At 64.6% G+C, this 13978-nt stretch carries 12 protein-coding genes; all 12 read left to right on the top strand.

Going from position 1 to position 13978, the window contains the following annotated elements; translation table 11 throughout:
- Positions 1-18 precede the first annotated feature (18 nt).
- The 12 genes from uvrA (at position 19) to secG (ending at position 13881) form a co-directional block, all read left to right on the top strand.
- Positions 19-2946, top strand: coding sequence for an excinuclease ABC subunit UvrA (gene uvrA / locus PY310_RS13985; protein WP_275215070.1), 2928 nt, complete (start codon positions 19-21; stop codon positions 2944-2946).
- Between the two features lie 77 nt (positions 2947-3023).
- The gene (locus PY310_RS13980) at positions 3024-3737 is read left to right on the top strand and encodes an HAD hydrolase-like protein (RefSeq protein ID WP_275215069.1); all 714 of its coding nucleotides are present in this window, start codon (positions 3024-3026) and stop codon (positions 3735-3737) included.
- Complete coding sequence (locus tag PY310_RS13975) at positions 3724-4392, top strand: lysophospholipid acyltransferase family protein (protein ID WP_275215068.1); 669 nt, start codon at positions 3724-3726, stop codon at positions 4390-4392. Before PY310_RS13980 ends, PY310_RS13975 begins: the two co-directional genes overlap by 14 nt.
- Positions 4393-4411: 19 nt before the next feature.
- Entirely contained in the window at positions 4412-6418 is a 2007-nt protein-coding gene (uvrC, locus tag PY310_RS13970) for an excinuclease ABC subunit UvrC (protein ID WP_275215067.1), read from the top strand.
- Between the two features lie 71 nt (positions 6419-6489).
- Positions 6490-7413, top strand: a complete 924-nt coding sequence (gene rapZ, locus PY310_RS13965; RefSeq protein WP_275215066.1) for an RNase adapter RapZ — start codon at positions 6490-6492, stop codon at positions 7411-7413.
- Positions 7413-8432 (top strand): gluconeogenesis factor YvcK family protein, encoded by a 1020-nt coding sequence (locus PY310_RS13960; RefSeq protein ID WP_275215065.1) that lies wholly within the window; start codon positions 7413-7415, stop codon positions 8430-8432. The genes rapZ and PY310_RS13960 overlap by 1 nt, the downstream gene beginning before the upstream one ends.
- A gap of 9 nt (positions 8433-8441) precedes the next feature.
- Positions 8442-9422 (top strand): DNA-binding protein WhiA, encoded by a 981-nt coding sequence (gene whiA / locus PY310_RS13955; protein ID WP_275215064.1) that lies wholly within the window; start codon positions 8442-8444, stop codon positions 9420-9422.
- 112 nt (positions 9423-9534) lie between these two features.
- Positions 9535-10161, top strand: coding sequence for a superoxide dismutase (locus tag PY310_RS13950; RefSeq protein ID WP_275215063.1), 627 nt, complete (start codon positions 9535-9537; stop codon positions 10159-10161).
- A gap of 263 nt (positions 10162-10424) precedes the next feature.
- On the top strand, positions 10425-11435 hold the full coding sequence (gene gap, locus PY310_RS13945) for a type I glyceraldehyde-3-phosphate dehydrogenase (protein ID WP_275215062.1): 1011 nt from the start codon (positions 10425-10427) through the stop codon (positions 11433-11435).
- Between the two features lie 10 nt (positions 11436-11445).
- Positions 11446-12672: a phosphoglycerate kinase gene (locus PY310_RS13940; protein WP_275215061.1), complete on the top strand. Its 1227-nt coding sequence runs from the start codon at positions 11446-11448 to the stop codon at positions 12670-12672.
- Positions 12673-12757: 85 nt separating this feature from the next.
- On the top strand, positions 12758-13573 hold the full coding sequence (gene tpiA / locus PY310_RS13935; RefSeq protein ID WP_275215060.1) for a triose-phosphate isomerase: 816 nt from the start codon (positions 12758-12760) through the stop codon (positions 13571-13573).
- Positions 13574-13623: 50 nt separating this feature from the next.
- Positions 13624-13881 (top strand): preprotein translocase subunit SecG, encoded by a 258-nt coding sequence (gene secG / locus PY310_RS13930; RefSeq protein WP_164199881.1) that lies wholly within the window; start codon positions 13624-13626, stop codon positions 13879-13881.
- Positions 13882-13978 lie beyond the last annotated feature (97 nt).

Raw genomic sequence — 13978 nt, 5'->3', positions numbered from 1 at the left:
TTCGATTAGCATTAGTGGGTGCCTAAAGCCGTAGCTGAAGAAACAGCAGTTGAATCCGTTCCCGTCTCCATTGCCCCGGGCGGAGCCACGCCTGCCCGGCCGGACCTGTCCCGCCTTGTCGTCAAGGGGGCGCGGGAACACAACCTGCGGAACGTTGACCTGGACCTGCCCCGCGACGCCATGATTGTTTTCACGGGGCTCTCCGGCTCCGGAAAGTCCTCCCTGGCATTCGACACCATCTTTGCCGAGGGCCAGCGGCGCTACGTTGAGTCGCTGTCGGCCTACGCACGCCAGTTCCTGGGGCAGGTGGACAAGCCGGACGTCGACTTCATCGAGGGGCTCTCGCCGGCCGTGTCCATCGACCAGAAGTCCACCAGCAAGAACCCGCGGTCAACTGTGGGCACCATCACCGAAATATACGACTACATGCGCCTGCTGTGGGCGCGCGTGGGACGGCCGCACTGTCCCGTCTGCGGCGAGGTGGTGGCCAGGCAGACCCCCCAGCAGATCGTTGACCAGCTGCTCGAACTCGACGACGGCACGCGCTTCCAGGTCCTGGCTCCGGTAGTCCGGGGACGCAAAGGCGAATTCGTCGACCTCTTCAAGGAACTGACCGCGAAGGGCTACTCCCGGGCACGGGTGGACGGTGAGCTCATTCAGCTCAGTGAGCCGCCCAAACTCGGGAAGCAATTCAAGCACACCATCGAAGTGGTCGTTGACCGGCTGGTGGTCAAGGAAGGCATCAGCCAGCGCCTCACCGATTCGGTGGAGACCGCACTGGGACTGGCCGAGGGCCGGGTACTGGCCGAATTCGTCGACGTGGAGGCGGACGCTCCCGGCCGGCTGCGCGCGTTTTCGGAAAACCTCGCCTGCCCCAACGAACACCCCCTCGCCATCGATGAGATTGAGCCCCGCTCGTTCTCCTTCAACAATCCGTTCGGTGCCTGCGCGGCCTGCAGTGGAATCGGCACCCGGCTCGAGGTGGATGAGGAACTGATCGTTCCGAACCCGGAGCTGTCGCTGGCTGAAGGCGCCATCGCCCCCTGGTCGCTGGGTACGGCCACCACTGAATACTGGAACCGGCTGCTTGAGGGGCTCGCCAAAGAACTGGGCTTCTCCATGAACACGCCGTGGGAGAAGCTGGGTAAGGACGTCCGTCAAACCGTCCTGCACGGCAAGGACCACAAGGTTGTGGTCCAGTACAAGAACCGTTTCGGACGCGAACGGAAGTACAGTACCGGATTTGAAGGGGCCATCCAGTATGTGCACCGGAAGCACGGCGAGACGGACTCCGAATGGGCGCGGGACCGCTACGAAGAGTACATGCGGCAGATTCCCTGCCCGGCCTGCAACGGCGCCCGGCTGAACCCGGCCTCCCTCTCCGTGCTGATCAATGGCAAGTCCATTGCCGACGTCGCAGCGATGCCCATGCGGGCCTGCGCGGATTTCCTGAACAACCTGGTCCTCACCGGCCGGGAGGCCCAGATCGCCCATCAGGTGCTGAAGGAAATCCAGGCCCGGCTGACCTTCCTGCTCGACGTCGGCCTCGAGTACCTTAATCTCGAGCGGCCTTCGGCTACGCTGTCCGGCGGTGAGGCCCAGCGCATCCGGCTCGCAACGCAGATCGGCTCCGGCCTGGTGGGGGTGCTGTACGTCCTTGACGAACCCTCCATCGGCCTCCACCAGCGGGACAACCGCCGGCTCATCGAAACCCTGACCCGGCTGCGGGACATGGGAAACACCCTGATCGTGGTCGAACACGACGAAGACACCATCCACGTGGCCGACTGGATTGTGGACATCGGCCCGGGTGCCGGCGAGCACGGTGGACAGGTGGTGCATTCGGGATCGTATGAGGACCTGCTCGAGAACACCAACTCACTAACCGGGGATTACCTCTCCGGCCGCCGGAAGATTGACGTTCCCAAGAAAAGACGCAAATACGACAAGAAGCGTGAGCTGAAGGTCATCGGTGCGCGGGAAAACAATCTGGTCAATGTTGACGCGGCGTTCCCGCTGGGGCTCTTTACGGCGGTGACCGGGGTCAGTGGCTCCGGTAAGTCCACCCTGGTCAACGAGATCCTGTACAAAGTGCTGGCCAACAAGCTCAACGGTGCCAAGCAGGTTGCCGGGCGCCACAAGAGCATCCAGGGCCTGGAGCACCTGGACAAGGTTGTCCACGTGGACCAGAGCCCCATTGGCCGCACGCCCCGGTCCAACCCGGCAACGTACACCGGCGTTTTTGACAATATCCGGAAGCTGTTCGCGGAAACCACCGAGGCCAAGGTCCGCGGCTACCTCCCGGGCCGGTTCTCATTCAACGTCAAGGGCGGCCGTTGCGAAGCCTGTTCGGGCGATGGCACCCTCAAGATTGAAATGAACTTCCTCCCGGACGTTTACGTGCCGTGCGAAGTGTGCCATGGCGCGCGGTATAACCGGGAAACGTTGGAGGTCCACTACAAGGGCAAAACCATCGCTGACGTCCTGAACATGCCCATCGAGGAAGGCGCGGAGTTCTTTGCTGCCTTCTCGCCCATCGCCCGGCACCTTAATACCCTGGTGGATGTCGGCCTGGGCTACGTCCGGCTGGGACAGCCGGCCACCACGCTTTCCGGCGGCGAAGCCCAGCGGGTCAAGCTGGCCGCGGAACTGCAGAAACGCTCCAACGGCCGCAGCATCTACGTCCTCGATGAACCCACCACGGGTCTCCACTTTGAGGACATCAGGAAACTTCTGATGGTGCTGCAGGGCCTCGTGGACAAGGGAAACACGGTGATCACCATCGAACACAACCTGGACGTGATCAAGAGCGCGGACTGGATTGTGGATCTGGGCCCGGACGGCGGCTCGGGAGGCGGCCAGGTGGTGGCCACGGGCACCCCGGAACAGGTGGCCAAGTCCACCGCCAGCCACACGGCGGCGTTCCTCGCGGAGATTTTGGCATAACGCCACGTCCGCCCGGATGTATGCCGTGTCGGGCATGCGAGTTTCTGCCATGCACGGTGTCGTGAGAAACTAAGCCGGTGACTCAAACAACAGTGCCCGTGATCTTTGACCTGGACGGCACTCTTGTCGATCCGGCAGGTGGAATAACCGGCGGCATCGCGGCGGCCCTGGCGGCTTCCGGGCTCCCGGTTCCCGCTCCCGACCTGCTGGCCGCGATGATCGGTCCCAAGCTCAGCGATTCGCTGCTCACCGTCGCCATGGTTCCGGCGGACAAGCTGGACAGCGTCATCCGGCTGTACCGGCAGCACTACCTGGCAACGGGCATTTCGCAGAGCCGCCTCTACCCGGGGATCAAGGCTGTGCTGGAGGCGTTCGCCGCTGCGGGCAGGCCGGTGGCCGTCGCAACGCAGAAACCCGAAGGGCTGGCACATATTGTGCTGCAGCACCACGGCATCGCCGGCCTGTTCCAAACGATCAGGGGATCCTCGGATGACGAAACCTCCACCGAGGGCCCGGTCGGCAAAGCGGACATCATCGCCGCTGCCCTGGCTGACCTGTCCACACACCACGCCGTGATGGTGGGGGACCGCGCCCAGGATGTTGCCGGTGCCATCGCGAACGGCCTGGACTGCATCGGTGTGCGTTGGGGCTTTGCGCCCGACGGCGAACTGGAGGTTGCCGGTGCCGTCACCGTGGTGGAAGATACGGATGGCATGGTCGCGGCCATCGAACGGCTTGAGTCCATCCACACTGCCGCGATGAGTGAGGTGCGCAACGATGGCGTTGTTTGAGGCAGTCCGCTGGACATTCCGCGGTCTTGTCGCGGGCACCTGCCGGCCCACCGTCGTCGGCCTGGAGAACGTTCCCAAGGAGGGGCCGTTCATTGTGGCCCCCAACCATCTTTCGTTCTTTGACAGTGTCATTGTCCAGGCACTGATGCCCCGGCCGGTGGCCTTCTTCGCCAAGGCCGAGTACTTCACGACCGGTGGCGTGAAGGGAAAGGTCATGAAATCGTTCTTCGAGTCCGTCGGCTCCATTCCCGTGGAACGCGGCGAACAGGCCGCAAGTGTGCAGGCGCTCAAAACCCTCCTGGACATCCTCGAGGCGGGCAAGGGAATCGGCATTTACCCTGAAGGCACCCGCTCACGGGACGGCATCCTCTACCGCGGGCGGACGGGTGTGGGCTGGCTTGCGCTGGCAACGGGGGCTCCCGTGATCCCCGTTGGGCTGATCGGCACCGAAAACCTGCAGCCGGCAGGCGAGAAGGGGTTTAAGCCGCATCACTTCACCATGAAAGTCGGTGAACCGCTGTACTTCGAGAAGACCGGCCCGGACCACTCCCTGCCCGCACGCCGGCAGGTGACGGACCGGATCATGGACGCCATTGCCGAACTCAGCGGCCAGGAGCGTTCCAGCAGCTACAACCAGAGCAAGGCGACGGACTAAGGATCAGTAGACTTAAGTAGTGGCAGATCCAGCAACGTACAGGCCCCAGACGGGTGAAATTCCCACCAACCCCGGGGTATACCGGTTCCGCGATCCGCATGGCCGGGTTATTTACGTCGGCAAGGCCAAGAACCTTCGTTCCCGCCTGAACTCCTATTTCGCGAACCCGGCAGGACTGCTGCCCAAAACCCATGCCATGGTCCACGCGGCCAGCAGTGTGGAGTGGACCGTGGTGGGCAGCGAACTGGAATCCCTGCAGCTTGAATACACCTGGATCAAGGAATTCAAGCCCCGCTTCAACGTCGTGTTCCGCGACGACAAGACGTACCCCTACCTCGCCCTGACCATGAGCGAGAAGTTCCCCCGGGTGCAGGTCATGCGCGGGGACCGGCGCAAGGGTACCCGGTACTTCGGTCCCTATACCGCCGGAGCCATCCGGGAAACCATGGACACGCTCCTGCGGGTCTTCCCGGTCCGCAGCTGCAGCGCAGGGGTGTTCAAGCGGGCGCAGGCCAGTGGCCGTCCCTGCCTCCTGGGCTACATCGACAAATGCTCGGCCCCCTGCGTCGGACGGGTGACGCCGGAGGAACACCGCGTCCTGGCCGAGGACTTCTGCGCCTTTATGGGCGGGGAAGCCAAGCGGTTCATCTCCAAGCTCGAAAAGCAGATGGCCGAGGCGGTGTCCACGCTCGACTACGAGCGGGCGGCCCGGCTCCGGGATGACATCTCGGCCTTGCGGAAAGTCTTTGAACGCAACGCCGTGGTGCTCGCCGAAGACACCGACGCCGATATTTTTGCCCTGCACGAGGACGAACTCGAGGCCGCGGTCCAGGTCTTCCACGTCCGGGGCGGCAGGGTCCGCGGCCAGCGGGGCTGGGTGGTGGAGAAAGTGGAAGACTCCACCACTCCCGACCTGGTGGAGCACCTGCTCCAGCAGGTTTACGGCGAGGACAGCGACAGCCACGGCCGGCTGCCGCGCGAAGTCCTTGTCCCCGTGGCGCCCAGCAATGCGGAAGAACTGACCGAATGGCTGGGCGGTCTCCGGGGCGCGAAGGTGGACATCAGGGTGCCGCAGCGCGGGGACAAGGCCGCGCTGATGTCCACCGTGCGCGAGAATGCCGAGCATGCGCTGAAACTGCACAAGACCCGGCGGGCGGGTGACCTGACAGTCCGTTCCCAGGCACTCCAGGAGCTGCAGGAGGCCCTGGACCTGCCGGTGCCGCTGCTGCGCATTGAGTGCTATGACGTCTCCCACGTGCAGGGAACCAACGTGGTGGCCTCCATGGTGGTGGTCGAGGACGGCCTGCCCAAAAAGTCCGACTACCGCAAATTCTCTGTCACCGGGGCGGCGGCGTCCGACGACACGGCCGCCATGCACGACGTCCTGACCCGGCGGTTCCGCTATTACGTGGAGGACAAAACGGCGCAGGTCGAGGCCGCGGCACTCACCGATCACCAGGCGGCACTGGATGCGGCAGGGGACGCCGCCGTCCTGGACACCACCACAGCGGCACCCCGGGCCAAGTTCGCCTACCCTCCCAACCTCGTGGTGGTGGACGGCGGCCAGCCCCAGGTGAATGCCGCGGCCCGGGCGCTGGCGGAGCTGGGCATCGACGACGTGTACGTGGTGGGCCTGGCCAAGCGGCTGGAGGAGGTCTGGCTTCCGGACAGTGACTTCCCGGTGATCCTGCCCAGAACGTCCCAGGGCCTGTACCTGCTCCAACGGATCCGCGACGAAGCGCACCGCTTCGCCATCACCTTCCACCGGCAGAAGCGCGGCAAGGCGATGACCCTGTCCGCGTTGGACGGGGTGCCGGGCCTGGGGGAGTCCAAGCGCAAGGCCCTGGTAGCCCACTTTGGCTCCATTAAGGGCGTGAAGGCGGCCACAGCGGAGGAGCTGACGGCGGCCAAAGGCATCGGCCCGTCACTGGCCAATGCCATCGTGAGCCACTTCAGCAGCGAGGACGCGGCCGGTGAGACGGTTCCGGCCATCAACATGACCACCGGCGAAATCATTGAAACCTAGGTAGGGTAAGGAGCGCAGGTTTCCGCCGACGCGGTTGCCTGCTGGATCTTGACAGGAACGGGGCAGGGCGAATGACAGACTCGACGGCGGAATCCGGGACGGGGCAGGACGGCATGACGCCGATCAAACCCGTCGAAGCGGAGCTGCTGGTGGTCACCGGTATGTCCGGGGCCGGCCGCAGCACCGCCGCGGACGCTCTGGAGGACCATGGCTGGTACGTCGTGGAGAACCTTCCGCCGCAAATGCTTGGCACCCTCGCCGAACTGGTCTCCCACGCGCCACAGTCCATTCCCCGCCTGGCCGTGGTGATGGATGTGCGCAGCAAGGGCCTCTTCGCTGACATGCGGGCCACCCTGGGTGCCCTCGCCGCCAGCGGGGTCACGTTCCGGGTGCTGTTCCTGGACGCCAATGACGACGTCCTGGTCCGCCGCTTCGAGCAGGGCCGCAGGCCGCATCCCTTGCAGGAGGGCGGCCGCATCCTCGACGGAATAGCAGCCGAGCGTGAGGTGCTGAAGGAACTGCGCGACAGCTCCGACGTCGTTCTGGATACCTCTGACTACAACGTCCACGGCCTGGCCACCGCCGTTACCGAACTCTTCAGCGAGACGGGGCCGGTGGCGCTGCGGCTCAACGTCATGAGCTTCGGCTTCAAATACGGGCTGCCGGTTGATGCCAACTACGTTGCCGACGTCCGGTTCATCCCCAACCCGCACTGGGTACCCCAGCTGCGCCCCCACACCGGGCTGGACAAGGACGTCAGCGATTACGTGCTCGAAGCCGAGGGCGTCAAGAATTTCGTGGACCGCTACGTGCTGGCACTCGAGCCGGTGCTGGACGGGTACCGGCGCGAAAACAAGCACTACGCCACCATTGCCGTGGGCTGCACCGGCGGCAAACACCGCTCGGTGGCGGTCGCCGTCGAGCTGTCCAAGAAACTTGCGCAGTATCCCCGTGTCACCGTCACCACCACACACCGGGACCTGGGCCGCGAGTAATGGGGATGCTTACCGGGCCGCTGCCGCTGATACCGCTCACCAGCGGGACGGCAGGCGCCCAGCAGGACAAGGGCCCCAACGTGGTGGCGCTCGGCGGCGGTCACGGCCTGTCGGCTTCGCTGTCAGCCTTGCGCCTGCTCACCACCGAGCTGACCGCCATCGTCACAGTGGCGGACGACGGCGGGTCCTCCGGGCGTCTGCGCGAAGAGTACGGCGTCCTCCCGCCCGGCGACCTGCGCATGGCGCTCTCCGCGCTGTGTGACGACACCGACTGGGGCCGGACCTGGCGTGACGTGATGCAGCACCGTTTCCGGCCCGGGAAGGGCAGCGGCGGGTCCCTGGATGACCATGCCACCGGAAACCTTCTCATTGTGACGCTCTGGGAATTGCTCGGCGACGCCGTGGCGGGCCTGAAGTGGGCCGGTGCGCTGCTGGGGGCGCGGGGCCAGGTCCTGCCCATGTCCACCGTGCCGCTCACCATCGAGGGCGACATCCGTGTCACCGCGCCCGACGGCGAATCGGTCCTCCGGACGGTCCGCGGCCAGGCGCGCTGCGCCGTGGCCGGTTCACTCGAGCACGTCAGGCTCCTGCCCGAAGATGCCCGTGCCTGCACGGAGGCTCTGACGGCGATCGAACTGGCGGACTGGGTCATCCTCGGGCCAGGCTCCTGGTACACCTCCGTGCTCCCGCATCTGCTGCTCCCCGAGATGCGCGACGCCCTCAGCGCGACGGCCGCCAAACGCTGCCTGACCATGAACCTGGCCACGGACACCAAAGAGACTTCCGGCATGACGGCAGCCGACCACCTCCACGCCCTGCGCCGGTACGCTCCGGACTTCAGCATCGACGTCGTTCTGGCCGATCCCGCCTCCGTGCCGGACCGGGAGGAGTTCGAGAAAGCTGCCGCGATGATCGGCGCCGAGGTTGTCTTGGGTAAAGTGGGGGCGTCGGGCCGCCGACCCGTCCATGACCCCCTGCGTCTGGCAGCGGCGTACCACGACATTTTTGGGAACAGTTAGGAAGGTGCCATGGCACTGACATCATCGGTCAAGGAAGAACTGTCCCGGCTGGACATCAAAAAGTCATCCGTGCGTAAGGCTGAGGTTTCGGCGATGCTCCGGTTCGCCGGCGGTCTGCACATCATCTCCGGACGCATCGTGATCGAGGCGGAAGTTGACCTCGCATCCACCGCCCGCCGCCTGCGCGCAGCAATCGCGGAGGTATACGGCCACCAGAGCGAAATAATTGTGGTGTCCGCCGGCGGCCTGCGCCGCGGCAGCCGCTACGTGGTGCGGGTCGTCCGGGACGGTGAGTCGCTGGCGCGGCAGACCGGGCTCCTGGACGGCCGCGGGCGTCCGGTGCGCGGCCTGCCATCAGCGGTGGTCAACGGTTCCGCCGCGGATGCCGAAGCCGTGTGGCGCGGCGCCTTCCTGGCCCACGGGTCCCTCACCGAGCCCGGCCGTTCGTCGTCCATGGAAGTCACCTGCCCCGGCCCCGAGTCAGCGCTGGCCCTGGTCGGCGCCGCCCGCCGCCTCGGGATCCAGGCCAAGGCGCGCGAAGTCCGCGGCGTGGACCGCGTCGTCATCCGCGACGGCGACACCATCGCCGCCCTGCTGACCCGGATGGGTGCCCACGACGCCCTCATGGTCTGGGAGGAGCGCCGGATGCGCAAGGAGGTCCGCGCCACCGCCAACCGGCTCGCCAACTTCGATGACGCGAACCTGCGCCGCTCCGCCCAGGCGGCGGTGGCTGCCGGCGCCCGGGTGGACCGGGCCCTGGAGATCCTCGGCGACGACGTCCCGGACCACCTCAAATACGCCGGCGAACTCCGCGTGGCCCACAAACAGGCCAGCCTGGATGAGCTGGGGCGGCTGGCTGATCCGGTGATGACCAAGGACGCCATCGCAGGCCGGATCCGCCGGCTGCTTGCGATGGCGGACAAACGCGCCATCGACCTCGGCATCCCCGGCACGGATGCCAATGTGACGCCTGAAATGCTGGACGAGTAACAGCACCCTAGAATCAGAGCGTTCACCATAATCTTCCGGATGCCCGTCATCCGGATGCACAATCCGAGAGTTAGAAAACCGGACGAACCCGTCCACGATATTGGAGGATTTTGTGACCGAGTACGTACTGCCCGAACTTGACTACGACTACGCTGCCCTGGAGCCGCACATTTCGGCGCGCATCATGGAGCTTCACCACAGCAAGCACCATGCAACCTACGTTGCGGGCGCCAACAATGCGCTGAAGCAGCTGGCCGAAGCACGCGACAAGGGCGACTTCGCCAACATCAACCGCCTTTCCAAGGATCTGGCGTTCCACACCGGTGGCCACGTGAACCACTCGGTGTTCTGGAAGAACCTCTCCCCGGACGGCGGCGACAAGCCTGAGGGCGAGCTGGCCGCTGCCATCGACGACGCCTTCGGCTCCTTTGACGCCTTCCGCGCCCAGTTCTCCGCAGCAGCCCTTGGCCTGCAGGGATCCGGATGGGGCTTCCTGGCCTACGAGCCCATCGGCGGCAACCTGGTCATCGAACAGCTCTATGACCAGCAGGGCAACGTGGCGCTCGGCACCACGCCGCTGCTGATGCTGGACATGTGGGAGCACGCCTTCTACCTGGACTACGTCAACGTCAAGGCCGACTACGTCAAGGCTTTCTGGAACATCGTTAACTGGGCCGACGTCGCCAAGCGCTTCGAGGCCGCACGCACCAACGCCACGGGCCTCATCACCCTGCCGTAGTGACGCCGCGCACATGCGCCTGTAACAAACTTCACATTTCGGCGTGATTTTGGCTGGATTGTGGAAGGTCCGCCCCCGCACTTGCGGGGGCGGACCCACTTAAACGTAAGATGGATCACGGAAGGCGGTCAGCCTTCAGCAACGTGGCTGGTCGCCCTCCGTTCTGTTAATCATCTCTGCCCAATGGCGTGCGGGATCTGTTAGTTGGCTTCAACGCCCGCTCAACTAGTTGTGCTTTATCAAGCACCAAGGAGACTGAAAAAGTGACGACCCGTATTGGTATCAACGGCTTCGGCCGCATCGGCCGCAATTACTTCCGCGCAGCACTCGCACAGGGCGCGGACCTCGAGATCGTGGCAGTCAACGACCTCACCAGCCCCGAGGCACTGGCACACCTGTTCAAGTACGACTCGGTCGGCGGCCGCCTGAAGGAAACCATCGAGGTCAAGGACGGCAACATCGTCGTTAACGGCAATGTGGTCAAGGTCCTCGCCGAGCGTGATCCGGCAAAGCTTCCCTGGGGCGAACTCGGGGTGGACATCGTCATCGAGTCCACGGGTTTCTTCACCAAGGCAGCGGACGCGCAGAAGCACATCGACGCCGGCGCCAAGAAGGTCCTGATCTCCGCCCCCGCCTCGGATGAGGACATCACCATCGTGATGGGAGTCAATGACAACCTGTACGACTCCGCCGCGCACCACATCATCTCCAACGCTTCATGCACCACCAACTGCCTGGGCCCGCTGGCCAAGGTGGTCAACGACGAGTTCGGCATCGAGCGTGGCCTGATGACCACCATCCACGCCTACACCGCTGACCAGAACCTCCAGGACGGGCCGCACAAGGACCTCCGCCGCGCCCGCGCCGCCGCGATCAACATGGTCCCCACCTCCACGGGTGCTGCCAAGGCAATCGGCCTGGTCCTGCCGGAACTCAAGGGCAAGCTGGACGGTTACGCCATCCGCGTCCCGGTCCCCACCGGCTCCGCTACCGACCTCACCGTCACCGTCTCCCGCGAGACCACTGTCGAGGAAGTTAACGCCGCACTGAAGAAGGCTTCCGAATCCGAGGCGCTGCAGGGCTTCCTCACCTACACGGATGAGCCCATCGTCTCCTCCGATATTGTGGGGGACCCGGCGTCGTCCATCTTTGACTCCGGTTTGACCAAGGTCATCGGCAACCAGGTCAAGGTTGTTTCCTGGTATGACAACGAATGGGGCTACTCCAACCGCCTCGTGGACCTGACGGAGCTTGTCGCAGCCAAGCTGGGCTAGGGTTAGACACATGACATTCCACACCCTCAACGAACTGATCGCTGAAGGTGTCCGCGGGCGGTACATTCTGGTTCGAAGTGACCTGAATGTGCCGCTCGACGGCTCTACAGTGACTGACGACGGCCGCATCAAGGCCTCACTGCCAGTGCTGACGAAGCTCACGGACGCCGGTGCCCGCGTGCTGGTAACAGCCCATCTCGGACGCCCCAAGGGCGCTCCGGACGACAAATACTCCCTCAAGCCTGCCGTGGCGCGGCTGGCGGAGCTCGCGCCGTTCAGTGTCACCCTCGCCGGTGACACAGTGGGCAGTTCCGCCAAAGAGCTGGCCGCCGGCCTGACTGACGGCCAGGTGCTTGTCCTGGAGAACGTCCGCTTCGACGCCCGCGAAACCAGCAAGGACGACGCCGAACGCGGCGCCTTCGCAGATGAGCTCGTGGCCCTGACCGGAGACAACGGCGCGTACGTTGACGACGCCTTCGGCGCAGTGCATCGCAAGCACGCCAGTGTCTACGATGTCGCCACCCGCTTGCCGTCCTACCAGGGCGACCTCGTACACACCGAGGTGGAGGTCCTGCGGAAGCTGACGGCTGACACGCAGCGGCCTTACGTCGTGGTACTCGGCGGCTCCAAGGTGTCCGACAAGCTGGCCGTCATCGACAACCTCATCGGCAAGGCAGACACCATTCTGGTGGGCGGCGGCATGCTGTTCACGTTCCTCGCAGCGGAGGGCCACGCTGTGGCCGGCAGTCTCCTCGAGGAGGACCAGATCCCAGTGGTCAAGGACTACCTCAAGCGGGCGGCCGATGCCGGCACGGAGTTCATTGTGCCTACGGATGTTGTGGTGGCAAGCAAATTCGCCGCTGACGCCGAGCATGAGACGGTCCCCGCAGACGGTATCGAGGGAAGCAGCTTCGGAGCACAGGGCATCGGGCTGGACATCGGCCCGGACTCGGCAGCAGCCTTCGCCGCGCGGATCAAGAGCGCAAAGACGGTCTTCTGGAACGGGCCCATGGGTGTCTTCGAGTTCGCCGCTTTCGCTGCCGGTACCCGGGCCATCGCCCAGGCGCTGACCGAGACGGACGCGTTCACGGTTGTTGGCGGCGGCGACTCCGCAGCGGCCGTCCGGACCCTGGGCTTTGCTGATGACCAGTTCGGCCACATTTCCACTGGCGGCGGCGCCAGCCTGGAATATCTTGAAGGCAAGGAACTGCCGGGACTGAGCGTCCTGGACCGCTAAGAAGCCGGGCTGCCAAGTCCTCCGGCCGGCAGGGTGCCGCGTGCACCCTGCCGGCCGCACACTTATCAAGACTTTTGGAGAACATGTGACAACGTCAACGAACGGCGCTTTTGACCGTAAGCCCCTCATCGCGGGCAACTGGAAAATGAACATGGACCACGTCCAGGGCATCACCCTCCTGCAGAAGCTGGCCTGGACTCTGTCCGACGCCAAGCACGACTACAACCGGGTGGAGGTTGCGGTGTTCCCGCCGTTCACCGATCTCCGCGGGGTGCAGACCCTGGTCCAGGGAGACGAACTGCAGATCGCCTACGGTGGGCAGGACCTGTCCCAGTTCGATTCCGGCGCCTACACCGGCGATATCTCCGGCCAGTTCCTGAACAAGCTGGGCTGCCGCTACGTGCTGGTGGGCCACAGCGAACGCCGCACCGTCCACAACGAGTCGGACGAGGTCCTGAACGCGAAGGTCAAGGCCGCGTACAAGCACGGCATCACTCCGGTGCTGTGCGTCGGTGAAGGCTTGGAAGTCCGGCAGGCCGGTACCCACGTCGAGCACACCCTGACCCAGCTGCGGGCCGATGTTACCGGTCTGACCAACGAACAGGCGGCTGATCTTGTCGTGGCCTACGAGCCCGTCTGGGCCATCGGCACCGGTGAAGTGGCCGGACCCGAAGATGCCCAGGAGATGTGCGAGGCCATCCGTGCCGAACTGGCCACCATCTTCGGCGACGATGTTGCGGCGAAGATCCGGCTGCTCTACGGCGGTTCGGTCAAGGCAAACAACGTTGCCGCGATCCTGAACGAACGGGACGTGGACGGCGTGTTGGTGGGCGGGGCCAGCCTGGACCCCGCGGAGTTTGCTAATATTGTCAGGTTCGAGAGTCACTTGCTGACAGAGTAGTTCCTCTGCAGCACCAGGCTCCCGTAAATCCAATCTTCTGAAAGGCCGTCGTGGACGTTCTTCATGTCATTCTGCAGATTCTCCTGGGCATCACCAGCCTTCTGCTGACACTGCTTATCCTGCTTCACAAGGGACGGGGCGGTGGCCTGTCGGACATGTTCGGCGGCGGTATGAGTTCCGGCCTGAGCTCATCGGGCGTTGCGGAGCGGAACCTCAACAGGTTCACCGTCGTCCTGGGTGTCACATGGGGCGTTGTGATCATTGCCCTTGGCCTGCTGATGCGCTTCAGCGGGGCCGGCGACTCCTAGAACTTCCAACGGATCGTGGTGCGGCACTGCCGCCACGGGGATCTCCGAACTAGACTGTGGCTGTTGGCTTCCAACAGCCACAGTTTCGTTTAAACAG

Origin of the sequence: Pseudarthrobacter naphthalenicus (assembly GCF_029076445.1) — a bacterium.
In the GTDB taxonomy this organism is placed as follows: domain Bacteria; phylum Actinomycetota; class Actinomycetes; order Actinomycetales; family Micrococcaceae; genus Arthrobacter; species Arthrobacter naphthalenicus.
The sequence above is the reverse complement of the archived record's forward strand: the minus strand, read 5'-3'. Positions and strand labels throughout refer to the sequence as shown.

Bases quoted from the DNA above. Each gene is read 5' to 3' on its own strand.
- PY310_RS13975 (WP_275215068.1), top strand. From the start codon at position 3,724: ATGGCGTTGTTTGAGGCAGTCCGCTGGACATTCCGCGGTCTTGTCGCG.
- rapZ (WP_275215066.1), top strand. From the start codon at position 6,490: ATGACAGACTCGACGGCGGAATCCGGGACGGGGCAGGACGGCATGACG.
- PY310_RS13960 (WP_275215065.1), top strand. From the start codon at position 7,413: ATGGGGATGCTTACCGGGCCGCTGCCGCTGATACCGCTCACCAGCGGG.
- whiA (WP_275215064.1), top strand. From the start codon at position 8,442: ATGGCACTGACATCATCGGTCAAGGAAGAACTGTCCCGGCTGGACATC.
- PY310_RS13940 (WP_275215061.1), top strand. From the start codon at position 11,446: ATGACATTCCACACCCTCAACGAACTGATCGCTGAAGGTGTCCGCGGG.